The organism is Streptomyces sp. NPDC059743, assembly GCF_042732975.1.
Taxonomy (GTDB): Bacteria; Actinomycetota; Actinomycetes; order Streptomycetales; family Streptomycetaceae; genus Streptomyces.
In genome coordinates, this window is sequence record NZ_JBHWGS010000006.1 from 215751 (window position 1) to 241717 (window position 25967).

At 68.7% G+C, this 25967-nt stretch carries 17 protein-coding genes and 1 tRNA gene; 6 read left to right on the forward strand and 12 right to left on the reverse strand.

All coding sequences use genetic code 11. The features are described from left to right. Positions 1-250: 250 nt before the first annotated feature. Together ACFV6H_RS13535 and pyk are read left to right on the forward strand one after the other, a co-directional pair. The gene (locus ACFV6H_RS13535) at positions 251-967 is read left to right on the forward strand and encodes an SIMPL domain-containing protein (protein WP_384786140.1); all 717 of its coding nucleotides are present in this window, start codon (positions 251-253) and stop codon (positions 965-967) included. Positions 968-1141: 174 nt separating this feature from the next. Further along, entirely contained in the window at positions 1142-2575 is a 1434-nt protein-coding gene (pyk, locus tag ACFV6H_RS13540) for a pyruvate kinase (protein WP_385541297.1), read from the forward strand. On the opposite strand, the gene ACFV6H_RS13545 is transcribed toward pyk, so the two are convergent. After that, positions 2576-3346: a hypothetical protein gene (locus tag ACFV6H_RS13545; protein ID WP_385541299.1), complete on the reverse strand. Its 771-nt coding sequence runs from the start codon at positions 3344-3346 to the stop codon at positions 2576-2578. Positions 3347-3451: 105 nt separating this feature from the next. Then, positions 3452-3527 (reverse strand) — tRNA-Leu (locus ACFV6H_RS13550). 97 nt (positions 3528-3624) lie between these two features. On the opposite strand from ACFV6H_RS13550, the gene ACFV6H_RS13555 reads away from it, so the two are divergent. Continuing rightward, positions 3625-4278, forward strand: a complete 654-nt coding sequence (locus ACFV6H_RS13555) for an ANTAR domain-containing response regulator (RefSeq protein ID WP_066954595.1) — start codon at positions 3625-3627, stop codon at positions 4276-4278. Between the two features lie 112 nt (positions 4279-4390). On the opposite strand, the gene ACFV6H_RS13560 is transcribed toward ACFV6H_RS13555, so the two are convergent. The 7 genes from ACFV6H_RS13560 to ACFV6H_RS13590 form a co-directional block, all read right to left on the reverse strand. Continuing rightward, on the reverse strand, positions 4391-5107 hold the full coding sequence (locus ACFV6H_RS13560) for an ABC transporter ATP-binding protein (protein WP_384786149.1): 717 nt from the start codon (positions 5105-5107) through the stop codon (positions 4391-4393). Then, the gene (locus tag ACFV6H_RS13565) at positions 5104-6066 is read right to left on the reverse strand and encodes an ABC transporter ATP-binding protein (RefSeq protein ID WP_384979695.1); all 963 of its coding nucleotides are present in this window, start codon (positions 6064-6066) and stop codon (positions 5104-5106) included. Before ACFV6H_RS13565 ends, ACFV6H_RS13560 begins: the two co-directional genes overlap by 4 nt. 3 nt (positions 6067-6069) lie before the next feature. Further along, positions 6070-7914 (reverse strand): branched-chain amino acid ABC transporter permease, encoded by a 1845-nt coding sequence (locus ACFV6H_RS13570; protein ID WP_385541302.1) that lies wholly within the window; start codon positions 7912-7914, stop codon positions 6070-6072. A 5-nt stretch (positions 7915-7919) separates the two neighbouring features. Beyond that, positions 7920-8849 (reverse strand): branched-chain amino acid ABC transporter permease, encoded by a 930-nt coding sequence (locus tag ACFV6H_RS13575; protein ID WP_385541304.1) that lies wholly within the window; start codon positions 8847-8849, stop codon positions 7920-7922. Positions 8850-8943: 94 nt separating this feature from the next. Further along, positions 8944-10173, reverse strand: a complete 1230-nt coding sequence (locus tag ACFV6H_RS13580) for a branched-chain amino acid ABC transporter substrate-binding protein (protein WP_385541306.1) — start codon at positions 10171-10173, stop codon at positions 8944-8946. Between the two features lie 784 nt (positions 10174-10957). Further along, positions 10958-11422: a hotdog fold thioesterase gene (locus ACFV6H_RS13585; protein ID WP_384979685.1), complete on the reverse strand. Its 465-nt coding sequence runs from the start codon at positions 11420-11422 to the stop codon at positions 10958-10960. A 254-nt stretch (positions 11423-11676) separates the two neighbouring features. Then, positions 11677-13956 carry an FdhF/YdeP family oxidoreductase gene (locus ACFV6H_RS13590; RefSeq protein ID WP_385541308.1) on the reverse strand — a complete coding sequence of 760 codons (2280 nt, stop codon included), beginning with the start codon at positions 13954-13956 and terminating at the stop codon, positions 11677-11679. Between the two features lie 212 nt (positions 13957-14168). Here ACFV6H_RS13590 and polA point away from each other — a divergent pair, with 212 nt between their 5' ends. Beyond that, a complete protein-coding gene (gene polA / locus ACFV6H_RS13595; RefSeq protein ID WP_385541310.1) occupies positions 14169-16877 on the forward strand; it encodes a DNA polymerase I in 2709 nt (902 codons plus the stop codon). A gap of 358 nt (positions 16878-17235) precedes the next feature. Next, complete coding sequence (locus ACFV6H_RS13600; protein WP_385541312.1) at positions 17236-18918, forward strand: lytic transglycosylase domain-containing protein; 1683 nt, start codon at positions 17236-17238, stop codon at positions 18916-18918. Between the two features lie 110 nt (positions 18919-19028). Here ACFV6H_RS13600 and ACFV6H_RS13605 read toward each other — a convergent pair whose 3' ends face one another. Beyond that, the gene (locus ACFV6H_RS13605; RefSeq protein WP_385541314.1) at positions 19029-21671 is read right to left on the reverse strand and encodes an ATP-dependent RNA helicase; all 2643 of its coding nucleotides are present in this window, start codon (positions 21669-21671) and stop codon (positions 19029-19031) included. Positions 21672-21747: 76 nt separating this feature from the next. Continuing rightward, the gene (locus tag ACFV6H_RS13610; protein ID WP_385541316.1) at positions 21748-22635 is read right to left on the reverse strand and encodes a class I SAM-dependent methyltransferase; all 888 of its coding nucleotides are present in this window, start codon (positions 22633-22635) and stop codon (positions 21748-21750) included. 350 nt (positions 22636-22985) lie between these two features. Between ACFV6H_RS13610 and rpsA the strand changes: the two genes are divergently transcribed. Next, complete coding sequence (gene rpsA, locus ACFV6H_RS13615) at positions 22986-24494, forward strand: 30S ribosomal protein S1 (protein ID WP_030353622.1); 1509 nt, start codon at positions 22986-22988, stop codon at positions 24492-24494. 138 nt (positions 24495-24632) lie between these two features. Here the strand turns inward: rpsA and ACFV6H_RS13620 are convergent, their stop codons facing one another. Further along, positions 24633-25604, reverse strand: a complete 972-nt coding sequence (locus tag ACFV6H_RS13620; RefSeq protein ID WP_384786177.1) for a chondroitinase-B domain-containing protein — start codon at positions 25602-25604, stop codon at positions 24633-24635. Positions 25605-25967: the final 363 nt, after the last annotated feature.

Consider the following 25967-nt stretch of genomic DNA (forward strand, 5'->3'; position numbering starts at 1 on the left):
TTCTCCCTCGAAGCAGTCAACAACGCGCGTAGATTCTGGCCCACGGACACCGGACCGCAACACCCCCGCAAGGTTTCGATCAGATGACTGCCGACTGTCGTACCCGAGTGCGAGAGTGGGCGTACGGGACGGTGTGCGTACGGGATGGCCCGCCGTTCCGTGAGCAGCCCGACGTACCCACCGCACGTCGCCGTACCCGCTGTACCTGCCGTACCCGCCGCACATCGCCGCACGAGGGAGCGAGCCGCACATGACCACCGACGCACCGACACCCGCCCCGCCCTACGGCACGCCCGACACGCCACGCGTCGCCGTCCGCGGCGAGGCACGGCTCGAAGTCGACCCGGAGATCGCCAGGATCGGCGTCACCATCGGCGCCCGCGGCACCGACCGGCGCACCGCGCTCGACGACCTCACCCGGCGCAACGCCGAAGCCCTCGCCCTCATCAAGTCCTACGGCGACGCCGTCGAAAAACTCGAGACCGGCGCCTTCTCCATCAGCCCCGAACTCACCAAACACGGCCGGGGCGAACGCATCCGCGCCTACCACGGCCGGGTCCATCTCACCGTCGAACTCACCGACTTCACCGCCCTCGGCGAACTCACCACCCGCCTCGCCGACCTCGACCTCACCCAGGTCGGCGGCCCCTGGTGGGCCCTGCGCCCAGACTCCCCGGCCCACGGCGAAGCCCGCCGCCAAGCCGTACGCGAAGCCGTCCAGCGCGCCCGCGAATACGCCGAAGCGCTCGGCGCCCGGCTCGCCGCGCTGGTCGAGCTCGCCGACCTCGGCGCCGAGACTCCCGTCGACTACGGGATGGCTCCCGCCGGCGCCCTGCGCAGCCGGTCCTTCGGATCCACCGAAGCGGCCGACGCCGCGCCCGCGCTCGATCTCGAACCACAACGCCAGACGGTCTACGCACAGGTGAACGCGCGCTTCACGATGACACCGCCCGACCTCAGCGCCTGAATACCTCGGTATACCTCGGTGTGTCTGAATACCTCAGCGCCTGAATACATGTTCATGCTCATCGGAGCGGACCTCTGCACAATTCAACACTTGTCAACAGCCCTTAACGCAAAGGTTGTTGAGTGGTCATGCGCGGCCAATTCGCTACCCACCGGTAAGGCCTACGCTCGATATATGCGCCGAGCGAAAATCGTCTGCACCCTGGGGCCCGCCACCGACTCATACGACCAGATCAAAGCACTGGTAGAAGCCGGAATGGACGTCGCCCGCCTCAACCTCAGCCACGGCACCTACGCCGACCACGAGGAGCGCTACCAGCGCGTAAGGAAAGCCGCCGAAGAGACCGGCCGCAGCATCGGAATCCTCGCCGACCTTCAAGGCCCGAAGATCCGCCTCGGCCGCTTCCGCGAAGGACCCGTACTCCTTGAACGCGGCGACGAATTCACCATCACCGTCGAACCCGCCGAAGGCGACCGGCACCTCTGCGCCACCACCTACGAAGGACTCGCCACCGACGTCACCACCGGCGAACGCATCCTCGTGGACGACGGCAAAGTCACCCTCGAAGTCACCTCCGTCGACGGACCCCGCGTCCACACCCTCGTCATCGAGGGCGGCATGGTCTCCGACCACAAAGGCCTCAACCTCCCCGGCGTCGCCGTCTCCGTACCCGCACTCTCCGAAAAAGACGTCGACGACCTCCGCTGGGCCCTGCGCACCGGCGCCGACGCCATCGCGCTCTCCTTCGTACGCAGCGGAGCCGACATCAACGACGTCCACCGCGTCATGGACGAAGAAGGCCACCGGCTCCCCGTCATCGCCAAGATCGAAAAGCCGCAGGCCGTCGAGAACATCGACGGCATCGTCGCCGCGTTCGACGGCATCATGGTCGCCCGCGGCGACCTCGGCGTCGAAATGCCTCTCGAACAAGTCCCGATCGTGCAGAAGCGCGCCATCAAACTGGCCAAGCGCAACGCCAAGCCCGTCATCGTCGCCACACAGATGCTCGACTCGATGATCGAGAACTCCCGGCCCACGCGCGCCGAAGCCTCCGACGTCGCCAACGCCGTCATCGACGGCACCGACGCCGTGATGCTCTCCGGCGAGACCAGCGTCGGCAAATATCCCGTCGAGACCGTCAAGACGATGAGCCGCATCGTGGAAGCCGCCGAGGAAGACATCCTTGCCAAGGGCCTCCCGGCGATCACCGAAAGCAGCAAGCCCCGCACCCAGGCCGGCGCGGTCGCCCGCGCGGCGGCGGAAATCGGCGACTTCCTCGGCGCGAAGTTCCTCGTCGCCTTCACCCAGTCCGGCGACACCGTCCGCCGCCTCTCCCGCTACCGCTCGCCGATCCCACTGCTGGCCTTCACACCCGACCCGGCGACGCGCGCGCAGCTCAATCTCACCTGGGGCGTGGAAGCGTTCCTCGGCCCGCACGTGGACTCCACGGACGCGATGGTCGCCCAGGTGGACGAGGAACTCCTCAGGATCGGCCGCTGCGCGAAGGGCGACACCGTAGTGATCACGGCGGGCTCCCCACCGGGAATCTCCGGCTCCACGAACCTGGTCCGCGTGCACCACATCGGCGAGGACGACAGCCCGAGGTAATCAGTGCTTGGCCCCGACGTGCGCGTCCATAAGAGCGACGGACGCGCGCTTGGCGACGGAGATGTTCTTTGCGTTTGCCCGCCGCCATGCGACGCCGACGGCATCGAGGGTGTCCGTGAACAGGCGCAGAATGTCGGCGGACAGATTGGTGAAGAAGTACCGGACGTACTCGTACCGCTTCTTCTCGCCTGCCACGACCCGGGTGGTCCAGTTGATGACCCGGCATCCGTCGGAATGGATGAGCCCGCGCAGCAGCTCCCACGGATGCGCGTCCACGATCCGCTGTTGCCAGGGTTCGAGGATGATGCGGCGATGGTGTTTCTTGCCCGGTCCGTGCTGAGGGAACATGCATGGCCAGTGCTGTCCGTAGGAGGTCACCGCGACGCACCCCTGTTTCTGGAGGATGTAGATCCGGTCCTCGGGCCGGACAGCGGCGATGGCGGCCTGACACCGGGCGATCAGGCCGGGCCAGGCATCCGCGCAGGCGATGCGCAGGTAGTAGCCGGTACGCGGGTGCGGACTGATGCAACCGTCGCCGAGGTAGAGGCCCAGGAGATAGGCGTACGCAGCGGGATCGGCCGGCGGGCCCGGCACGGGCTGACACCTTGGGCACGGGAGGCTCTGTGCGCTCGCGCGGGGCAGCGGATCGATACGGGTCCGCCATGAACGGATCGCGGCGCGTGATATGCCGGTCTGCTTGCTCACGGAGTTGAGACTGCGGCCCTGGTCAACCAGGGCCAACGCCCGTCGGCGTGTTTTGAGGTCGTACATGGGCCCGATCCTGGCCGCTGAACCGGCCGATGGGCGTAGAACGCCTCAGCATCACCTGAACGTGGGTGCCACGCGCCCCCGCGTGACCTTGCAATCCAAGGAAAGTGCCCCAGGTGGGATTCGAACCCACACTGTCCGCTGTTTGAGAGCGGCCTCTCTGACCAAGTTGGAGTACTGGGGCCTCCGAATGCAAGGGACCTGGGTCCCCCGCTCGGGCCCACTTTACCGCAGCTCGGTAGGCTCAAGGGAGCAGCATCCTGTCTGAACGAGGAGCCCCCGTGACCGCCCCCGAGTCGCCCCAGCCCGTCGACGATGACGACAAGTCGCACGTTCCGCCGCTGACGACGCGTGTCGTCATCGCCGAGGACGAGGCTCTGATCCGTCTCGATCTGAAAGAGATGCTTGAGGAAGAGGGCTACGCGGTCGTCGGTGAGGCCGGTGACGGTGAGCGGGCCGTGGAGCTGGCTCGGGAGCACCGGCCGGATCTGGTGATTCTGGATGTGAAGATGCCGGTGCTGGACGGGATCTCCGCGGCGGAGAAGATCGCGGAGGAGTCCATCGCGCCGGTTCTGATGCTGACGGCGTTCTCGCAGCGGGATCTGGTGGAGCGGGCGCGGGACGCCGGGGCGATGGCGTATCTGGTGAAGCCGTTCAGCAAGAGTGATGTGGTGCCGGCGATCGAGATGGCGGTGTCGCGGTTCACGGAGCTGCGGACGCTGGAGCGTGAGGTCGCGGATCTGACGCAGCGGTTGGAGACGCGGAAGCTGGTGGACCGGGCGAAGTCGATTCTTCAGACGCAGTACGGGCTGACGGAGCCGGCGGCGTTCCGGTGGATTCAGAAGACGTCGATGGACCGGCGGTTGTCGATGCAGCAGGTGGCTGAGGCGGTTATCGAGGATGCGAAGGAGAAGAAGGCGTCCAAGGGGGAGTAGCTCGTACCGAGTAGCCCGTATCGCGTCTCGCGGCAACGCAGGAGGCCCGTCCCGATCGCTTTGGGGCGGGCCTCCTGCCGTGCTGCCGTATGTACGAGTCGTACCGCTCGGGTCAGTCCTCGCCGAGGTATGCCTTGCGTACGGATTCGTCGTGCAGGAGGTTCTGTCCGGTGCCGGAGAGGACGATCTTGCCGACTTCCATGACATGGCCATGGTCGGCGAGTGAGAGCGCCGCCTGTGCGTTCTGTTCGACCAGCAGGATGGTGGTGCCCTGGGACTTCAGTTCGCTGATGGTGGCCATGATCTTCTGCATCATGATCGGCGAGAGTCCCATGGAGGGTTCGTCGAGCATGAGCAGTTTGGGCTGGGACATCAGGGCGCGGCCCATGGCGAGCATTTGCTGTTCGCCGCCGGAGAGTGTGCCTGCTGCCTGTTTCCGTCGTTCTCCGAGGATGGGGAAGAGGTCGTAGGCGCGCTGGACGTCTCTGGCGATGCCGTCGTTGTCCTTCCGCAGGAACGCGCCGAGGAGCAGGTTGTCCTCGATGGTCATGCGGGGGAAGATGTGCCGGCCTTCGGGGGAGTGTGCGAGGCCGAGGGCGACGATGTCGTGTGCTTGGGTTTTCTTGAGGGATTTGCCGTTGAATTTGATCTGGCCGCCGAGCGGTCTGATCAGTCCGGAGAGGGTGCGCAGGGTGGTGGTTTTGCCGGCGCCGTTGGTGCCGATGAGGGTGACGATTTCGCCGGCCTGGACGCTGAACGAGATGCCTTTGACGGCCTCGATCTTGCCGTAGGCGACGCGCAGGTCCTCGACGTCGAGCAGTGCGGTCATCGGTCGTTCTCCTTGCCTGCGGACCCGGTGGCCTCGGCGGACCCGGTGGCTCCCGCGGACCCGGTTTCGGCCGCTCCCGTGGCCCCGGCCCCGGTTTCCGCCGCTCCTGTGACCCCGATTTCCGCCGCTTCTTCGGCGCCCGGCGCGCCTTCGAAGGGTTCGCCGAGGTAGGCGGCGATGACGCGTTCGTCCTGCTGGACGGTCTGGCTGTCGCCTTCGACGAGTTTCTCGCCCTGGACGAGGACGGCGACGCGGTCGCAGAGGTTGAAGATGAAGCGCATGTCGTGCTCGATGACGAGGATGGCGATGCCCATGTCCCGGATGGCGAAGACGAGTTCTTCGGTGGCCCGGGTTTCCTGCGGGTTCATGCCGGCGGTGGGCTCGTCGAGGAGCAGCAGTCCCGGTTCGCTGGCGAGGGCGCGGGCGATTTCGAGCTTGCGCTGTTCGCCGTAGGGCAGGTTGCGGGAGAGGTGTTCGGCTTTGTCGGCGAGGCCGATGAATTCGAGGAGTTCCATGGCGCGGGCGCGGGAGGCGGCTTCTGCGCGGTGGAATCCGGGGCCGCGGACGAGGGCGGACCAGAGTCCTTCTTTGGTGCGGGTGTGCCGGCCGACGAGCACGTTTTCGAGAACGGTCATGTTGCCGAAGAGGCGGATGTTCTGGAAGGTGCGGGCGATGCCGGCGGCGGTGACTTTGAAGGATTTGGCGGGCAGAACGGTGCCCTTGTAGCGGACTTCGCCTTCGGTGGGGATGTAGAGCCCGGTGAGGCAGTTGAAGAAGGTGGTTTTGCCGGCGCCGTTGGGGCCGATGAGTCCGACGATTTCGCCGCTGCCGACGGTGAGGTCGACGGAGCGTACGGCGGTGAGGCCGCCGAAGCGCATGGTGACGCCTCGGGCGTCGAGGACGGTTTCGCCGGGCGTGGTGGCCGGGGCGGTGTCCTTGGTGGTGGTGTCGGTGGTCATGGGTCAGGCCCCTGTCTTGCTGAGGACTGTGGGCGCTTCCGCGGTTTCGTGGAATTCCAGTTGGCGGCGGCGGTTGGGGATGAGTCCTTCGGGACGGAAGCGCATCAGGAGGATGAGCGCGAGTCCGAAGGCGAGGAGCTGGTAGTCGCCGAGGAACTGGAGTTTGTTGGGGATGAGGTAGAGCAGGGCGGCTCCGACGAGGGGGCCGCTCATGGTGCCCATTCCGCCGAGGACGACGGCCGCGAGGAGGAACGCGGAGTTGGGCGGGACGGGCCAGGCGAAGAGGTACTGCTCGGGTGTCACGGTGTAGGTGACGTGTGCTTGTACGGTGCCGGCGAGTCCGGCGAGGGACGCTCCGAGGGCGAAGGCGATGAGTTTGACGCGGAAGCCGTTGATGCCCATGGCGAGTGCGGCGGTTTCGTCTTCGCGGATGGCGACCCAGGCGCGGCCGATGCGGGAGTCGCCGCTGCGTCGGAAGACGAGGACGACGACGGCCGTGATGAGCAGCATGAGGAAGAAGTAGTTGGCGAACCGGCCGATGGTGATGCCGGCGATGGCGTGTTCGGCTCCGAGGTCGAACCCGAGGATGTTGAGGTTCGGGATGGAGGCGATGCCGTTGGAGCCGTTGGTGATGTCGGGTCCGGAGGTGCCGTCGGTGTTGTTGACGGTGATGCGGAAGATTTCTCCGAAGCCGAGGGTGACGATGGCGAGGTAGTCGCCGCGGAGGCGGAGTGTGGGTGCGCCGATGAGGACGCCGAAGACGAGGGATGCTCCGGCGCCGACGAGGATGGCGGCCCAGAAGGGGAAGTGCACTCCGAGCGGTGAGGTGGGCGAGCCGGAGACGAGGGCCGCGGCGTAGGCGCCGACGCCGAGGAAGGCGACGTATCCGAGGTCGAGGAGTCCGGCGAGGCCGACGACGATGTTGAGGCCGAGGGCGACGGTCGCGAAGATCAGGATGTAGACGCCGATGGTCGCGAACTGGTCGTTGGTCTGGGTGAAGGGGAACAGGGCGGCGGCGATGAAGGCGCCGGCGATGGTGATGTTCTGGTGGCGGCCGGTGATTTCGGAGGCGCGGCTGATGAGGCCGGCTTTGTTGAGCGCGGCGAATCCGAGGCCTGCGACGAGCATGAAGCCGATGAACAGTTCGTCGTACTCGGTGCCGATGCCGTAGGTGAAGATGCCGAGGCCGAGCGCGAGGATGGCTGTGATGATCAGGATCTCGACATAGCTCGGCAGGGCGCGTGAGGCGCTGACGGGCCCGGTGGCGAAGGCGGCCTTGAAGACGGTCCAGCGGTTGCCGGCGTTGTGCTTGTACTGGTCCCAGCCGGTGTCTTCGGGGTCGGCGGGGTCGGTCGCCGGGCGCTCGAAGGGAAGTCCGAGGGCTCCGAGGAGGGCTGCGAGGGTGGCCAGGGCGGTGACGTATCCGCCGGGTTCGAGGTTGGCGAGCCCGCCGAGTTTCACGGTGATGGCGATGAGCGTGTACCAGGCGGTGGCGAAGGCGGCGAGGGCGGCGAGTTTGACGGCCGCGTCGGCGCCGGCGGGTGCGAGCCAGCGGGTGCCTTTGACGCCGTAGGAGGCCAGCGCGAAGAGGACGGTGAGCGCTCCGGCGATGAGGACCTGCCACTGGAGGCCGCCGGGGTATCCGTAGACGGTGAGGTCTCCGGGGAAGGCGGGGGTCCAGGTCCAGGCCAGGAAGGCGCTGATGACCGTCAGGGCGCCGCCGCCGGCCGCGAGGGCCCGTGCGGTGGTGGCGGGCAGCGGGACGAGTCCGCGGCGTGGCGGTTCGGCTGCGGCGAGCGGGGTGTCCGGTGTGTCGGGGGAGTCCGCGAGGGGGGTCTGTGTGGTCATGGTTCTCACGCCCTGTCCGCGACGCGCTCGCCGAGGAGGCCTTGTGGCCTGACGAGGAGTACGACGATGAGGAGTACGAAAGCCCAGACGTCGGCCCAGGACTGGCCGCCGAGCTGTTGCATACCGGGGATGTCCGCGATGTATGCGGTGGCCATGGTTTCCGCGATGCCGAGGACGAGTCCGCCGAGCATGGCGCCGTAGATGTTGCCGATGCCGCCGAGGACCGCGGCGGTGAACGCCTTGAGTCCGAGGAGGAAGCCCATCTTGTATTCGACGACGCCGTACTTGAGGCCGTAGGCGACGGCGCCGACGGCGGCGAAGGCCGCGCCGAGGGCGAAGGCGACGACGATGATGCGGTCGGTGTTGACGCCCATGAGCTTGGCGGTGTCGCGGTCCTGCGCGGTGGCCTGCATGCCTCGTCCGGTGCGGGTGCGCATCACGAAGAACGCGAGGATCGCCATGCAGAGCGGGGCGGCGGCGATGAGGAAGATGTCACCGGTCTGGATGGTGACGGAGCCGATGTGGAAGGGGCCGCCGGGGATCTGCGGGAAGGTGCGGGCGGACTTCGCTTCGGGGTACCAGGCCCAGACGGCCTGCTGGAGCGCCAGGGAGAGGCCGATCGCGGTGATCAGCGGGGCGAGTCTGGGGGCGCCGCGCAGGGGGCGGTAGGCGAAGCGTTCCGCGCCGATGGCGATGGTGGTGGCGACGACGACGGCTCCGACGAGCATGAGCGGCAGGGCCAGCCACATGGTGGTGCCGGTGGGCAGTATGAGCCAGACCGTGAGGGCGCCGAAGCCGCCGGTCATGAAGATCTCGCCGTGGGCGAAGTTGATGAGCTGGACGATGCCATAGACCATCGTGTAGCCGATGGCGACGAGCCCGTACATGGAGCCCAATAGCACGCCGTTGACCAGCTGTTGCGGCAGTTCGTGCACCGCGGGTCCTCCGATTTTCTTCGGATGTGGCACCGCGCGGGGCGCATTGTGTGGCGCCCCGCGCGGCTGTGGGAGTTACGGAGTCAGCGGCGGATCAGCTGAACGTGCCGGATTCGACGGGCTTGTGGGCGCCGTTCTCGACGGAGTAGACCGTGAGCTGCTTGTTGGTGGTGTCACCGAACTCGTCGAAGGAGACCTTCCCGGAGACGCCGTCGAAGGAGACGGTCTGCACGGCGTCGACGACCTTGGCGCGGGCGTCCTCGGGGAGCTTGCCGCCGTTGTCCTCGACGACCTTCTTCACGCCTTCGATGATCGCCCAGGCGGAGTCGTAGGAGTAGCCGCCGTAGGCCTCGTAGGCCTCCTTGAAGCCGGCCTTCTCGTAGTTGGCGATGAACTCCTTGGCGGAGTCGAGCGTCTCGATGGGCGCGCCGACGGAGGTGGCGATGTCGCCGTTGGAGGCGGCGCCGGCGAGCTTGATGTACTCGGCGCTGTAGAGGGCGTCACCACCGGCGACGGGGATCTTGGCGCCGGAGTCCTTGATCTGCTTGCTCAGCGGACCGCCGGCGGGGTACTCGCCGCCGTAGTAGACGATGTCGGCGCCGGAGTTCTTGACCTTGGTGACGACGGCGCTGAAGTCCTTGGTGTCGGGGTTGACGTGGTCGGTCCCGACGACCTTGCCGCCGAGCTTCTCGAACTCGGCGGTGAAGGTGCCGGCGAGACCGGCGCCGTAGGTCTTCTTGTCGTCGATGATGAAGGCCTTGGTCTTCTTGGCCTTGTTGTAGATGTACTGGGCGGCGAAGGGGCCCTGGATAGCGTCCGTGGTGGCCGTACGGAAGTACGACTTGTAGGTGCGCGTCTTGGTGCCGCTGTTCCACTCCGGGCCCTGGGTGAGGGCCGGGTTGGTGTTGGCCGGCGAGACCTCGACCAGCTTGGCGTCGTCGAAGACCTTCTGCATGGACTCGGCGACGGACGAGTTGAGCGGGCCGACGACGCCGAGGACGTCCTTGTCGGAGACGAACTTGGTGGCGTTCTGCTGGCCGGAGGACGGCTGCGCCTGGTCGTCGAGGGCTTCGAACTTGAAGGTGACGCCCGGGACGTACTTCTTCTCGTTGGCCTGGCGGACGGCCAGGTCGACGGAGTTCTTGATGCCGAGGCCCAGCGCGGAGAGGTCGCCGGTCAGCGGGGCGTCGATGCCGATGACGACGGTCGTGTCGCCACCGTCGGTGGTACCGCCCTTGCCCTCGTCCCGCGAGCCACAGGCGGTCAGCGCGAGGGTCCCCGCGGTGAGCGCGGCCGTCATGGCCATGAGTGAACGTTGACGCACGATTCAGTCCTTTCACCTGGCACGGCCGCCCCCCCTGGGACGTACCGAGTCGAGCGCGGGAACCGAACTGAAGGTAATCCGGTGGCGCGGTGACTGGCCGTGACTCTAAGCGCGCCGGTCTGAATGGTGCAGAGGTCCAGGCCATGCTGTGACTCTCTTGTTATGACAGGAGAGAATCGAAGATCGGAAACACGGGGTGGAAAGGGCGGTTTAACACCGTTCGGCAGTCCGGATGGTGAGAACCAGCAGGACGGCGCGGAGCGGCGCTGACGAGGGCTTGTGGCCGGCGCGTGTCCGCCGGAGGGCGGCGGCGGGATCGTCAGGGCGGCCGGAGCCGAGTGCGGGACTCCGCTGTTGTATTGCGGGTTTATTACCGAGTGTTACGTCCAGGAAAGGGAATCCGGCATTCCGCGGGACTTTTCCGCAATCCCGGATATGTGCCGTAACAATCGTTTTCTGTGCGGGCCAGGCTCTTACGGCGAAGGGTGGCCGGATGCCGTGGTGCGGTTGCCCGCTCCCAACCGGTCTCGATCGCTTCCGACCGATCCCGATCGCTCCTGACCGCTTCGGCGGGGCTCGGTCCGTGAGGCGCGGAGTCGCCGTGAACCGTTGGGGAGAGGTGCTACGGAAGGTGACGAGGTCTGGGGTTCGCGGCGGGTACGGGATGCCCGATGCCCGGATCGGGCGCCCGCGGTGCCCGAGTGTGCGGTCGCAGTGCCCGCTTCGGGGAGCGGCGCTGCCCGCTTCCGGGTGCGCCGCTGCTCGGTGGCCGGGTCCGCCGTGGTCAGGACTTCGGGGCGGCGTCGCGCAGGAGGCAGGTCAGCCGGGCCGTGCAGACCCGCTTGCCCTGCTCGTCCGTGATGACGATCTCGTACGTCGTGGTGGTGCGCCCGAGATGGACGGGCGTCGCGACACCGGTGACGGTCCCGCTGCGGACACCGCGGTGGTGGGTGCAGTTGAGGTCCACGCCCACGGCGATCTTGGAGCTGCGGCCGTGCAGCATCGCGCCGACGGAGCCGAGCGTCTCGGCGAGTACGGCCGACGCACCGCCGTGCAGCAGTCCGTACGGCTGGGTGTTGCCCTCGACGGGCATGGTGCCGACGACGCGCTCGGCGGACGCCTCGACGATCTCCACGCCCATCCGGGTGCCGAGATGCCCGGCGGAGAAGAGCGCGGGCAGATCGACGCCGAGCGCGGAGTACTCGTCGATGATGTCCTGCGGCAGCTTCGCGGTGGACTGCTCACCCATGGGCCCGGCTCCGATCGGATCGTCTGCGGTCGTTCGGCGTGCGCTGTGTGCACGGTCCTGCTTATCAGATGACTGAGCGAACGCTTAGGGCGGGCATCACAGCAGCACCGGGCATGCGGAGACGGAAACGGGACAGGGCGGGGCGTACGGCTCGGCACGCGCGTACGGCACGGCTGTACGGCGCGGCTGTACGGAACGGGCGGCCGGCGCGAGGTCGTCGGCGTCGGCCGCCCTGCCGCTCTCAGCTTGTGCTCTCAGCTCGACGGCTCGAACCGTACGATCACGGACTTGCTCGTCGGGGTGTTGCTCGTATCGGCCGTGGCGCCCAGCGGGACCAGCACATTGGTCTCCGGGTAGTAGGCGGCGGCGCAGCCGCGCGCGGTCGGGTAGTGGACGATCCGGAAGCCGGGCGCGCGCCGCTCCACGCCGTCCTTCCACTCGCTGACCAGATCGGTGTACGAGCCGTCCGCGAGGCCGAGCGCCGCCGCGTCCTCGGGATTGACCAGGACGATCCTGCGGCCTCCCTTGATGCCGCGGTAGCGGTCGTCCAGCCCGTAGATCGTGGTGTTGTACTGGTCGTGCGAGCGCAGCGTCTGGAGCAGCAGCCGGCCTTCGGGGAGCTTCGGGTACTCCACGGGCGCCGCGGTGAAGTTCGCCTTGCCGGTGGCGGTGGGGAAGCGGCGCTCGTCGCGCGGCGCGTGCGGGAGGGCGAAGCCGCCGGGGAGGGCCACGCGCGCGTTGAAGTCCTCGAAGCCGGGGATCACACGGGCGATCCGGTCGCGGATGTGCCCGTAGTCCTTCTCGAAGTCCTCCCACGGAGTCAGGGACGCCGGGCCGAGAGTGGCGCGCGCCATCCGTGTGACGATGGCGGGCTCGGAGAGCAGATGGGCGCTGGCGGGCGGGAGGTTGCCACGGGAAGCGTGCACCATGCCCATGGAGTCCTCGACGGTCACGGTCTGCCGGACGCCCGCCTGGATGTCCTTGTCGGTACGGCCCAGGGTGGGCAGGATCAGCGCGCGGGCGCCGGTGACCACGTGCGAGCGGTTGAGCTTGGTCGACACATGGACGGTGAGCCGGGCGCGGCGTATCGCGGCTTCGGTGACATCGGTGTCAGGAGTCGCGGCGACGAAGTTGCCGCCCATCGCGAAGAACACCTTGGCCTTGCCGTCGCGCAGCGCCTCGATGGACCGTACGACGTCGTAGCCGTGGTGGCGCGGCGAGGTGATGGCGAACTCGCGGTCCAGGGCGTCGAGGAAGGCGTCGTCCGGGCGCTCGAAGATGCCCATGGTGCGGTCGCCCTGGACGTTGGAGTGGCCGCGCACCGGGCAGACGCCGGCGCCGGGACGGCCGATGTTGCCGCGCAGCAGCAGGAAGTTGACGACTTCGCGGATGGTCGGCACGGAGTGCTTGTGCTGCGTCAGGCCCATCGCCCAGCAGACGATGGTGCGCTGCGAGGCGAGGACGAGGGCGAGCGCCTCCTCGATCTCGGCGCGCTCCAGACCGGTGGCGGTCAGCGTCTCGTCCCAGTCGGCGGCGTCGGCGGCGGCCGTGAACTCCTCGTACCCGTGGGTGTGTTCACGGATGAAGGCTTCGTCGACCGCGCCGGGCGTCCGGAGGATCAGCTTGTTCAGCAGCCGGAAGAGGGCCTGGTCGCCGCCGATCCTGATCTTGAGGAAAAGATCGGTGAGCGCGGCGCCCTTGACCATGCCCAGCGGCGTCTGCGGGTTCTTGAACCGCTCAAGACCGGCCTCGGGCAGCGGATTGACCGAGATGATCTTCGCGCCGGCCGCTTTGGCCTTCTCCAGCGCGGAGAGCATCCGCGGATGGTTGGTGCCCGGGTTCTGGCCGGCCACGATGATCAGATCCGCCTGGTGCAGATCCTCCAGGGAGACGCTGCCCTTTCCGATGCCGATGGTCTCCACGAGCGCCGAGCCGGAGGACTCGTGGCACATGTTGGAGCAGTCCGGCAGATTGTTCGTACCGTACTCGCGGGCGAAGAGCTGGAGCAGGAACGCGGCCTCGTTGCTGGTGCGGCCCGAGGTGTAGAAGAGTGCCTCGTCGGGCGAGCCGAGCGCGGTCAGCTCCTCGGCGATGATCGCGAAGGCCCGTTCCCAGCTCACCGGTCTGTAGTGCTCGGGATCCTCGGCGGTGTCCAGCAGCATCGGCTGGGTGATACGGCCCTGCTGTCCGAGCCAGTAGCCGCTGCGGGCGGCGAGGTCGGACAGCGGGTGTGCGGAGAAGAAGTCGGGGGTGACGCGGCGTACGGTGGCCTCTTCCGCGACCGCCTTGGCGCCGTTCTCGCAGAACTCCGCGGTGTGCCGGTGGTCGCCCTCGGGCCAGGCACAGCCCGGGCAGTCGAAGCCGTTCTTCTGGTTGACCTTGAGAAGCGTCCGTGCGGTCCTGCGCACGCCCATCTGCTGGTGTGAGATGAGGAGTGAATGCGCGACGGCGGGGATTCCCGCCGCGGCATGTTTGGGGGCCGTTACCCGCGGCGAGTCCTGTGCCGGATCACCTGCTGGCGGCTTGCTGGCCATCACGCTCTCCTTGAGCCTAAGTGTCGACTGTCTACAGTATTCAATTCTCCCACGCCTCTGTGGCAACGTTACGTCCGGCCGGTGTCGGGATCGTTGCGGGGCGGGGTTGCCGGTGCGACGGCGCGGGCCGGCGGTCCGACGGTGCGGGGACCGTACGGGGTTGTCGCTGCGACGGCGCGGCGTTGTCAGTGCGACGTGGCAGGATCGGGTCTGTGGCTGAGACAGCATCGAAGAAGACCGCAGACAACCGTCCACGCCTGCTCCTCATGGACGGGCACTCCCTGGCGTACCGGGCGTTCTTCGCGCTGCCCGCGGAGAATTTCACGACCGCGACCGGTCAGCCGACCAATGCCATCTACGGCTTCGCGTCCATGCTGGCCAACACCTTGCGTGATGAGTCGCCCACGCATTTCGCCGTCGCCTTCGACGTCTCGCGCAAGACATGGCGCTCCGAGGAGTTCCCTGAATACAAGGCGAACCGCTCGAAGACGCCTGACGAGTTCAAGGGACAGGTCGAGCTGATCGGGGAGCTGCTGGACGCGATGAGCGCGGACCGCTTCGCGATCGACGGCTTCGAGGCGGACGACGTGATCGCCACGCTCGCCACGCAGGCCGAGGCCGCGGGCTTCGAGGTGCTGATCGTCACCGGTGACCGGGACTCGTTCCAGCTCATCAGCGAGCACACGACGGTGCTGTATCCGACCAAGGGCGTCTCCGAGCTGACCCGTTTCACTCCGGAGAAGGTCCAGGAGAAGTACGGGCTCACACCCGCGCAGTATCCGGACTTCGCGGCCCTGCGCGGTGATCCGTCCGACAATCTGCCCGGTATCCCGGGCGTCGGTGAGAAGACCGCGGCGAAGTGGATCAACCAGTTCGGCTCCTTCGATGAACTGGCCACGCGCGCCGACGAGATCAAGGGCAAGGCCGGACAGAACTTCCGCGACCATCTGGAGTCGGTCAAGCTCAACCGCCGGCTCACGGAGATGGTGCGCGATGTCGAGCTGCCCAAGGGCCCGCAGGATCTGGAGCGCGCGCCGTACGACCGCGCGGCCGTGAAGCGGGTGCTGGACGTGCTGGAGATCCGTAACCCGAGTCTGCGCGAGCGGCTGCTCGCGGTGGATCCGGGCGCCGCCGAGCACGAGGCGCCGGCGCCCGCCGCCGGTGTGGAGCTGGACGGCGCGGTGCTGGGCGCGGGCGAGCTGGCGCCCTGGCTGGCCGAGCACGGCGGACAGCCGCTCGGAGTCGCCACGGTCGACACCTGGGCGCTGGGCGCCGGAAGCGTCAGCGAGATCGCGCTCGCCGCGGCCGACGGCGCCGCGGCCTGGTTCGATCCGGCCGAGCTGGACGAGGCCGACGAGCAGGCCTTCGCGCGCTGGCTCGGCGACGCGGACCGGCCCAAGGTGATGCACAACGCGAAGAGCGCGATGCGGGTCGCGCCCGAGCACGGCTGGCGGGTCGACGGCGTCACGATGGACACCGCCCTGGCCGCCTATCTGGTCAAGCCGGGCCGCCGCTCCTTCGCGCTGGACGCCCTCGCCATCGAGTATCTGGGCCGTGAGCTGGCTCCGGCCGCCGAGGACGGACAGCTCGCGTTCGGCGTGGACGAGCAGGCCGAGGCCGATGCGCTGATGACGCAGGCCCGCGCCGTACTCGATCTGGGCGACGCGTTCGCCGAGCGGCTCGGTGAGGTCGGCGCGACCGAACTGCTCGATGGGGTGGAGCTGCCCACCTCCGAGCTGCTGGCCCGGATGGAGCGGCATGGCATCGCCGCCGACCGGGCCCATCTGGAGGCCATGGAGCAGCAGTTCGCGGGCGCGGTGCAGCAGGCCGTGAAGGAGGCGCACGCCGCGGTCGGCCATGAGTTCAACCTCGGCTCGCCCAAGCAGCTCCAGGAAGTTCTCTTCGGTGAGCTGGGCCTGCCCAGGACGAAGAAGACCAAGACCGGTTATACGACGGACGCCGACGCGCTGGCCTGGCTCGCCGCCCAGACCGAGCACGAGCTGCCGGTGATCATGCTGCGCCACCGTGAGCAGGCGAAGCTGCGGGTCACGGTCGAGGGCCTGATCAAGGCGATCGCGGCGGACGGCCGTATCCACACCACCTTCAACCAGACGGTGGCGGCGACGGGCCGGCTCTCCTCCACCGATCCCAACCTCCAGAACATCCCGGTCCGCACCGACGAGGGCCGGGCCATCCGGCGCGGCTTTGTCGTCGGCGAGGGATACGAGTCGCTGATGACGGCCGACTACAGCCAGATCGAGCTGCGGGTCATGGCGCATCTGTCCGAGGACGCCGGACTGATCGAGGCGTTCACCTCCGGCGAGGATCTGCACACCACCGTCGCCTCCCAGGTGTTCGGTGTGGAGAAGTCCGCCGTCGATCCCGAGATGCGCCGCAAGATCAAGGCGATGTCGTACGGACTGGCCTACGGGCTCTCGGCGTTCGGCCTCTCCCAGCAGCTCAGTATCGAGGCGGCCGAGGCGCGCGGGCTGATGGACACGTTCTTCGAGCGCTTCGGAGGCGTACGGGACTATCTGCACCGCGCGGTCGTGGAGGCCAGGGCCACGGGATACACGGAGACGATGCTCGGCCGCCGCCGCTATCTCCCGGACCTCAACAGCGACAACCGCCAGCGCCGGGAGATGGCCGAGCGGATGGCGCTCAACGCGCCGATCCAGGGCACCGCGGCGGACATCGTCAAGGTCGCCATGCTCAAGGTCGACCGGGCCCTGACGGAAGCCGCCCTGGAGTCGCGGATGCTTCTCCAGGTGCATGACGAAATCGTGCTGGAGATCGCGGCGGGCGAGCGCGAGCGGGTGGAGGAGCTGCTGCGCCGCGAGATGCCGAGCGCGGTCGAGCTGCGCGCGCCGCTGGATGTCTCGGTGGGCGTCGGCACGGACTGGGAGTCGGCGGCGCACTGACCGGAGGCGGAGAGGGCCGGCGAACCGGCCCGGGCGCACTGACCGGAGAAGAACCGGCGCGGTGATTCGATGCGGTGATCAGGTGCGGTGATCCGGTGCGGCTTCGAGGTGTCCCTTTCGGGTGCTTCGGAGCCGCACCGGCCATTGCGCGGCGGCGCCGGTTGCCCGGCCCGCCGACCATGAGGGCAGCCTGGGAGGATCCTTCGTACCGGGCCCCGGGGCACTTGGGGGTCCCGGAGGTGGCGAACTGGTGAATACCGGTCACGCACCGGTGTGCTGGGGCATGGAGTTGACGTAGTGTCGCCTGAGTCCACGCGCGGGGAGCGCGAACAGCAGTCCACCGGGAGGGACCAGACGTATGGCAGCGCTATTCGGCCGCCGACTGCGTAAAGGAGCCATGACGACGGCGGTGGCCGCGGCGGCGATCGCCGCCCTCTCCGCCTCGCAGGCACCAGGCGCGATCCCCCTGGACACGGACACGGACACCGGCGGCAACGCGCAGGCGGCCGATGTGACACCGCCTCCCGGTACGCCGGTCAGCGGCAACTCCCCGTACTACACGGAGCTTCCGCCGCTGACGACGCCCAACAAGCCGGGCACCTCCATCGATCTGCCCGCCATCACAGGCCCGGCAGAAGCGGGCATTCCGGCCACGGTGCTGGCCGCGTACCGGCAGGCCGAGCAGGCCCTCGCGGAGAGCAGGCCCGGCTGCAATCTGCCCTGGCAACTGCTCGCCGCCATAGGCAAGGTGGAGTCGGGCCAGGCGCGCGGCGGCCGGGTGGACGCCCAGGGCACCACGCTCTCGCCGATCCTCGGCCCGGTGCTCAACGGTGTGGGCTTCGCCAATATCAGCGACACCGACAACGGCCAGTACGACGGCGACACGACGCACGACCGCGCGGTCGGCCCGATGCAGTTCATCCCGTCCACCTGGGCCACCTGGGGCCAGGACGGCAACGGCGACGGACGCAAGGACCCCAACAACATCTACGACGCCGCGCTGGCCGCCGGGCAGTATCTGTGCGCCGGGAACCGCGATCTGTCGGTCGACGCCGATCTGCACCAGGCGATCCTCGGCTACAACCACTCGCAGGAGTATCTGAACACGGTCCTGACCTGGTTCGAGTACTACAGGAACGGTACGCACGAGGTGCCGGACGGCACCGGCGTACTGCCCATCGGCCCCGGTCCTGCCGATCCCGGCGCCTCGCCCGGCCCGAGCCCGAGCCCGAAGCCGCCCACCAGCACCAAGCCCAAGCCGCCGAAGCCGGGCGGCTCGACGCCGCCGACCGGCCCGAGCATCCCGAAGCCGCCCCAGCCGGGCGGTGGAGACCCGACCACGCCCGCTCCGAAGCCCGTCGTCGCGCACCTGGAGAAGACGACCGCGGGCACGCTGACCGCCGTGGCCGGCAGCGCGTTCGGCGAGCGTGCCGGAGTACGGGCGGAGGACGCGACGGGCAAGCCCGTCGCCGCCGTGGCCGTACGGTTCGAGATCACCAGCACCACGGACGCCCGCTTCAGCGGCGGCGTCTCCGTGGTGACCGTCACCACCGGCGCGGACGGTACGGCCGTCGCGTCGGCGCTCCAGGCGGGCGAGCAGACCGGCGAGTTCAGGGTCCGGGCGACGGTCGCCGGCACGGATGTCGCGGCCGTCGAGTACGCCGCGAGCGTCACGGCCCGGCAGACGGACACGCTCGCCACCGAGCAGAAGGCGCTGACGGCCGCGCCCGGCACGGATTTCGCCGACACGGTCGTGGTCAAGGCCACGTCCGGCGGTGTCGCCGTTCCGGGTGTCGGGCTCACCGCCACCGTGATCACCTCCGCGGACGACGCCACGACACCGGCAGCCGGTCCGTACTTCAAGGATGACGTGGACGGCAGTCCGCTGCGGAGTCTGAAGGGCCTCACGACGAACGCCGACGGTGTCCTCCAGCTCCCGAAGATCTACGCGGACGACACCACGGGCACGTTCGTGCTCCGGCTCGTCACCGAGAACGGCGTGAAGCTCGACATCACGCTGACGGTCGCCGCGGCGGCCTGACGGCGAGAGTTCACAGCCGCCCCGCACCACGCCCGCCGAGTGGGCAGTGGTGCGGGGCGGTCGGCTTTCCGGGCGGGGTCCCGGCCGGGATCCTGGGCGGGGCCTGGGCGTCAACGCCGGTTGTTCGTACGGCGCGTGGCCACCGCCGCCGAGGGATCCTCCGGCCAGGGATGGCGCGGATAGCGGCCACGGAGCTCGGCGCGCACCGAGCGGTAGCCGTCCCGCCAGAAGGACGCCAGATCCGCCGTGACCGCCGCGGGCCGGCCCGCCGGTGACAGCAGATGGACCAGCACCGGCACGCCCGCGACTCTCGGCGTCTCGCCCAGGCCGAACAACTCCTGGAGCTTCACCGCCAGTACGGGCTGCGGACCGCCGTACTCGACCCGTATCCGCGATCCGCTGGGCACTTCGATACGTTCCGGAGCCAGCTCGTCCAGCCGTGCCGCGTCACCGCTCGCCCAGGGCAGCAGCCGCCGCAGCGCCTGTCCGGCGTCGATACGTTCCAGATCGGAGCGGCGGCGGGCGCGCGACAGTTCGGGCTCCAGCCAGTCCTCCGTACGGGACAGCAGCGCGGCGTCCGAGACATCCGGCCAGGGCGCGCCCAACTCCCGGTGCAGAAAGGCCAGCCGCTCGCGCAGCCCGTGCGCGTCCCGTGTCCAGCGCAGCAGTCCGAGCCCGTGCCGGGCCAGACCGTCCAGCAGGGCGTGCCGTACGAGACCGGGCTCGGGCCTCTTCAGCGGCCGTACGGTCAGATCCACGGCCCCGAGCCGCTCCACCCGCCGGGCGACCACATCGCCGTCCTCCCAGCGCACCTCGTCGCCCGCCACCCGCAGATGCGCGGCGGCGGTCCGCGCCGTGTCCTCGTCGATGACGGCGGCGAGCCGCACCCGCGCGGACGCGGAGTGCGCGGGCCGGTCCGCGACTGCCACCGCCAGCCACTCCGCACTCCGCAGCCCGGATCCCTGGCCCAGCTCGGCGCCGGTCCCGGAAACCATAAGAAACGCTCCAGCACCACGCGCCCGAGCCACCCGCTCGGGAAAGGCAAGCGCGGTGACGATCCCGGCAACGACATCGTCGGTTCCCGAGCCGACCTGTGGGCCCGAGCCCGAGGAGCCCGAGCCGGACCCGTAGGTCGGGTCCGGACTCCGCCGTGCGTCCGGCTCCGGCCTCTCGCCGTTCGTCGCCGAGGTCAGGCGGCGTACCTCCTGGCGCCAGCGTGTCGCGTATCCGTCGCCGCCTCTGCGGGCCGTGCGCCAGGCCGCCGCCAGATCGTCGCCGTACTCCCTGGGCGGTTCCTCGCTCAGTAGCGCCACCACCTCGGCCGCCCGCCGTGTGCCCACCTCGGCCGTGCCGTCCAGCAGGGCGCGGGCCAGCCGCGGGTGCAGCCCGAGGCGGGACATCCGTACGCCACGGTCGGTCGGCCGTCCGGCCTCGTCCACCGCGCCGATCGCGCTCAGTACGGAACGCGCGGCGGCCAGTGCCCCGGCCGGCGGCGGGTCCAGCAGCGCGAGGCCTTCCGCCGAGGGATCGCCCCAGCACGCCGTCTGGAGCGCGAAGGCCGTCAGATCCGCCACCTTGATCTCGGGCGAGGGGAAGCGGGTGAGACGGATGTCCTCGGCCTCGCTCCAGCAGCGGTAGACCGTCCCGGGAGCCTCGCGCCCGGCCCGTCCGGCCCGCTGCGCGGCGCCCGCCTGGGACACCCGTACGGTCGTGAGCGCGCTCAGCCCGCGCGCATGGTCGGTACGTGGCTCACGCGCCAGCCCCGCGTCCACGACGATCCGTACACCGGGAACGGTCAGACTCGACTCGGCGACGGCCGTCGCCAGAACGACGCGGCGGCGGCCCGGTGAGCTCACGGCACCCGCAGCCGACACGCCCGAGGGGCCAACCGGATCCGACACGCCCGAGGAACCCAGGGAGCCCGAGGAGCCCGCCAGGACCGCGTCCTGTACCGCCGCCGGTGCCCGCCCGTGCACCTGGAGCACCTCGGCGTCCAGCTCCGCCAGCTGTCCCGCCACCCGCCCGATCTCGCCCACACCCGGCAGAAAACAGAGCAGATCACCGTCCCGCTCGGCCAGCGCCCGCCGTACCACCGACGCCACATGCGTCAGCAGCACCGGATCGACCCGCATCCCGTGCGGCGGCCTCACCGGCGATCCCGGCGGCGCCCACACCACCTCCACCGGATACGAGACGTCGCGTGCCGTGACCACCGGCGCGTCGCCCAGCAGCCGCGCCCATCCGGCCGCGTCGGTCGTCGCCGAGGCCGCCACCAGCCGCAGTTCGGGCCGGAGCGCGGCCCGTACGTCCAGCAGGAACGCCGCCACCGTGTCCGCGTCGAGATGGCGCTCATGGCACTCGTCGAGGATCACCGCGTCGACGCCCGCCAGCTCCGGATCCCGCTGGAGCCGCTGGAGCAGCACTCCGGTGGTGACCACTTCCACCACCGTCGCGCGCCCTACCGCACGCTCCCCGCGCACGGTGAAACCCACGCGCTCCCCGACTCGCTCCCCGAGCAGCCACGCCATCCGGCGGGCCGCCGCGCGCGCCGCGATCCGGCGCGGCTCGGCGACGACCACCCGTCGTACGGGACCGTCGCCGAGCAGCCCGGCCAGTGCCAGCGGCACCAGCGTCGTCTTGCCCGTGCCCGGCGGTGCGCACAGCACCGCACAGCCGTGCCCGTCGAGCGCCCGCTCCAGCGCGGGAAGGGCGGTGTGTACGGGCAGGCTGCCGAGGATGTCGTCGCGGATCACCCGCCCAGTGTCGTACGCGTCAGGCCCGTGGGCGTACGTACCATCAGGCCCGTACGTCTCAGTCCGTTCGCGGACCTCAGTCCCGTTCGCAGACGAAGATCGCCGTCCCAGGGATCAGTTTTCCGCGCAGTGGCGACCAGCCGCCCCACTCCTGGGTGTTCCAGGCCGGCCACTCCGGCTCCACCAGATCGACCAGTCGGAAGCCGCCCGCCACCACGTCCCGTATCCGGTCGCCGAGCGTGCGGTGGTGCTCCACATAGACCGCGTGTCCCTGCTCGTCCTGCTCCACATAGGGCGTGCGGTCGAAGTACGAGGCCGACACCGACAGGCCCTCGGGGCCTGGCTCGTCGGGAAACGCCCAGCGGATCGGATGAGTGACGGAGAAGACCCAGCGCCCGCCGGGACGCAGGACACGCCGTACCTCTCGGAACACCTGTACCGGATCGGCGACGAAGGGCATCGCGCCATAGGCGGAGCAGGCCAGATCGAAGGAGCCGTCCCGGAAGGGCAGCGTCCCGGCGTCCGCCTCCACCAGCGGAAATGTCACGGACCGGCCGTCGGCGATACGCAGCGCGTGCTGGAGCTGACGGTGCGAGAGATCCAGCGCCACCGGGCGCGCGCCCTGCCCGGCCAGCCAGCGCGAACACTGGGCGGCTCCCGCGCCGATCTCCAGGACGTCCAGACCGCGCAGCGACTCCGGCGGGCCCAGCAGACCGGCCTCCACCTCGTCGAGGCCCTCGGGGCCCCAGACGAAACGGTCGTCGCCGAGGAAGGTGCCGTGCTCGGTCTGGTAGTCGTCCGCGTTCCGGTCCCACCAGCCGCGATTGGCCCGGCTGCTCTCCGTGGAGCCGCTGTCGCGGCGGGTCGCCTCAGGTTCCTGCGTAGCTTCGGGATCCTGTGGCGTCTCGGGATCCTGTGTCGCCGCGGGTTCCGGGGTCACTTCGGGCTCATGCTCTTGGATCATCGTGTCCGTCGTCGTAGTGTGCTGGCAGTAGCGGTGATGGGCAGCCTCGGACGAGTGTTCTGGCCTCATCAAACGCGGATTGTGCCGGGTATGTGAGGTTCCGCCCCGGGTGTGCGCCTTCGCGCATTGACCGTGCCCGGCTGCCCCCGTATGCTAAAGGTTGCGCTGCGGGCCTGCGCGCCTCAGACGTAGCAGCCGCGCTCGCATCTGTATGAAAGTCTCCTCGGTTGTCGAGGCGCTTCCCTTCTCCGGGCGGCGCTTCCTTGGCTGTCCGGCTTGTACAGGGGCGATACGGGTTCACGGCGTGGCAGTACCTACGACTCAATGTCCGTACCGGAGCCCTTTCCCACATGACGAGCAGCACCGAGACCACCGCCACCACCCCGCAGGTTGCGGTCAACGACATCGGTAACGAGGAAGCCTTCCTCGCCGCGATCGACGAGACGATCAAGTACTTCAACGACGGCGACATCGTCGACGGCGTCATCGTGAAGGTCGACCGGGACGAGGTCCTGCTCGACATCGGTTACAAGACCGAAGGCGTCATCCCCTCCCGCGAGCTTTCGATCAAGCATGACGTCGACCCCAACGAGGTCGTCGCCGTGGGCGATGAGATCGAGGCCCTGGTTCTCCAGAAGGAGGACAAGGAAGGCCGTCTCATCCTGTCCAAGAAGCGCGCGCAGTACGAGCGCGCCTGGGGCACGATCGAGAAGATCAAGGAAGAGGACGGCATCGTCACCGGTACGGTCATCGAGGTGGTCAAGGGTGGTCTCATCCTCGACATCGGCCTCCGTGGCTTCCTGCCGGCCTCCCTCGTCGAGATGCGCCGCGTCCGCGACCTCCAGCCCTATGTGGGCAAGGAGCTCGAGGCCAAGATCATCGAGCTGGACAAGAACCGCAACAATGTGGTCCTGTCCCGCCGTGCCTGGCTGGAGCAGACCCAGAGCGAGGTCCGTCAGACCTTCCTCACGACCCTCCAGAAGGGCCAGGTCCGCTCCGGCGTCGTCTCCTCGATCGTCAACTTCGGTGCGTTCGTGGACCTCGGCGGGGTCGACGGTCTGGTGCACGTCTCCGAGCTGTCCTGGAAGCACATCGACCACCCCTCCGAGGTTGTCGAGGTCGGTCAGGAAGTCACCGTCGAGGTGCTCGACGTGGACATGGACCGCGAGCGTGTCTCCCTCTCGCTCAAGGCGACGCAGGAAGACCCGTGGCAGCAGTTCGCCCGGACCCACCAGATCGGTCAGGTCGTCCCGGGCAAGGTCACCAAGCTCGTTCCGTTCGGTGCGTTCGTCCGCGTCGACGAGGGCATCGAGGGCCTGGTGCACATCTCCGAGCTGGCCGAGCGCCATGTGGAGATCCCGGAGCAGGTCGTCCAGGTCAACGACGAGATCTTCGTCAAGGTCATCGACATCGACCTGGAGCGCCGCCGCATCAGCCTCTCGCTGAAGCAGGCCAACGAGTCCTTCGGCAGCGACCCGGCCTCGGTCGAGTTCGACCCGACGCTCTACGGCATGGCCGCGTCCTACGACGACCAGGGCAACTACATCTACCCCGAGGGCTTCGACCCCGAGACCAACGACTGGCTCGAGGGCTTCGAGACCCAGCGCGAGGCGTGGGAGGGCCAGTACGCCGAGGCGCAGCAGCGCTTCGAGCAGCACCAGGCCCAGGTCATCAAGTCCCGCGAGGCCGACGAGGCCGCTGCTGCCGAGGGTGCTGCCGCTCCCGCCGGCGGTGGCAGTGCACCGGCCGCCTCGGGTGGTGGCTCGTACTCCTCGGAGTCCGCGGACAACTCCGGCGCCCTGGCGTCGGACGAGGCCCTGGCGGCCCTGCGTGAGAAGCTGGCGGGCGGCCAGAGCTGACGCTCCGGCCTCTCCGGTCTCCAGCTGAACAGCTGAATATGGTAAGGCCCGCTCCCTTCGGGGGGCGGGCCTTACGCATGTCCGGACCGGAGGTTCCCTGGCCGGACGGGGCTGGAGGAGGCCGGTCGGATCGGGCCGTCAGGGAGTGACGGAGATATTGGTCAGGCCCTTGCCGCCGGTCACGGTGTTGCTGCTGTAGACGGTGGTGCGGCAGCTCGAACTGCTGTTGGTGACATTGATGGCGAGCTGATTGGCGCCGGTCGAGCCACGGAGGTCCGACTTGTTGGAGCGGAAGACGGTGCCGCAGCCCCAGCCGCTCTGCTGGGTGTGGGTCTCGTAGCCGTTGTTGGTGGTGTTCTTGCCGGTGTTGCCCTCGACCAGGACGTTGTTGCCCTTTACATCGACCCAGGAGTCGTCGTAGTTGGCGCCGGTGAGGCCGTTGCCGTCGAAGGTGTTGCCGATGATGCGCGCGCCGGTGGTGCCTTCCTTGATGTCGACGTTCTCGCCGCCGACGTCCGGGCCGATGGTGTTGTTGAGTATCTGTACGTTGTCGCTGCGGTCGGAGAGTGAGTTGGCCGTGCCGACATACACGCCCTCGCCCATGCCACGGCCGTCGTTGCCGGTGTCGTAGATCCGCGAGTTCCTGAGGATGCCGTCGCTGCTGGACTGACGGAAGTGCACGCCTTCCATGTCCAGGTTGTGCACGGTCACGGAGTCGATCACGACGCCGTTGGCCGCGTCCGCGACGATGCCCTTCTGGGCGTCGGTGAGGGTGATGCCCTTGACGGTCCAGTACGCGGCTCCGTTGAGGTGGAGGGCGTAACCTCCGCCGCCGGTGGTGAGGACGGCGCCGGACGAACCGGTCAGGGTGATCCGCGATCCGGAGGTGCCGGGGGTGGTCGCCTTGAAGTTGCCCTTGTACGTGCCGTTGGCGAGCTGGATGGTGTCGCCGGGCCGGGCCGCGGTGAGGGCCGCCTTGAGTTCGGTGGCCGTGGTCACCTGTATGACCGCGGCGGCTCCGGCGGCTCCGGCCGGCGAGGCGAGCAGAGACAGTCCGCCGGTGGCGAGCACTCCGGCCAGCAGGGCCGGGAGCAGAGTTCGGGTGCGCATGTGGGGTGCCTTCCCGTAGATGTGAAGTTCTCATACATGAACGCTGATCGTGTTTCTGAACCTGCGCTGTCCTGTGACGGTAAGGATGGGATCTGGGCATGTCAAGGTCCAGACCAATACCTATGGGCGAGCCAGACCAACGCCTGTGCGCGGAGGAGGCGGTGAGCGGAGGGCAACGCGTGGGACACACACGCATCTGATGAGCCGTAACAAGCCGTTGCCAAGATCCCGGCACATCTGAACACCGGAAGGGGTAACGGACATGAGTCACGCGCCGAACACCATGACGGGCACAGGCACAGGCACAGGCACAGGCACAGGCACAGGCACGGGCACGGGCACCACCCGCCGCGGATTTCTGCA

Bases quoted from the DNA above. Each gene is read 5' to 3' on its own strand.
- ACFV6H_RS13570 (WP_385541302.1), bottom strand. From the start codon at position 7,914: ATGACCACACAGACCCCCCTCGCGGACTCCCCCGACACACCGGACACC.
- ACFV6H_RS13585 (WP_384979685.1), bottom strand. From the start codon at position 11,422: ATGGGTGAGCAGTCCACCGCGAAGCTGCCGCAGGACATCATCGACGAG.
- ACFV6H_RS13600 (WP_385541312.1), top strand. From the start codon at position 17,236: ATGGCAGCGCTATTCGGCCGCCGACTGCGTAAAGGAGCCATGACGACG.
- ACFV6H_RS13560 (WP_384786149.1), bottom strand. From the start codon at position 5,107: ATGACCGCACTGCTCGACGTCGAGGACCTGCGCGTCGCCTACGGCAAG.
- ACFV6H_RS13620 (WP_384786177.1), bottom strand. From the start codon at position 25,604: ATGCGCACCCGAACTCTGCTCCCGGCCCTGCTGGCCGGAGTGCTCGCC.
- ACFV6H_RS13590 (WP_385541308.1), bottom strand. From the start codon at position 13,956: ATGGCCAGCAAGCCGCCAGCAGGTGATCCGGCACAGGACTCGCCGCGG.
- ACFV6H_RS13545 (WP_385541299.1), bottom strand. From the start codon at position 3,346: ATGTACGACCTCAAAACACGCCGACGGGCGTTGGCCCTGGTTGACCAG.
- pyk (WP_385541297.1), top strand. From the start codon at position 1,142: ATGCGCCGAGCGAAAATCGTCTGCACCCTGGGGCCCGCCACCGACTCA.
- ACFV6H_RS13535 (WP_384786140.1), top strand. From the start codon at position 251: ATGACCACCGACGCACCGACACCCGCCCCGCCCTACGGCACGCCCGAC.
- rpsA (WP_030353622.1), top strand. From the start codon at position 22,986: ATGACGAGCAGCACCGAGACCACCGCCACCACCCCGCAGGTTGCGGTC.
- ACFV6H_RS13565 (WP_384979695.1), bottom strand. From the start codon at position 6,066: ATGACCACCGACACCACCACCAAGGACACCGCCCCGGCCACCACGCCC.
- ACFV6H_RS13610 (WP_385541316.1), bottom strand. From the start codon at position 22,635: ATGATCCAAGAGCATGAGCCCGAAGTGACCCCGGAACCCGCGGCGACA.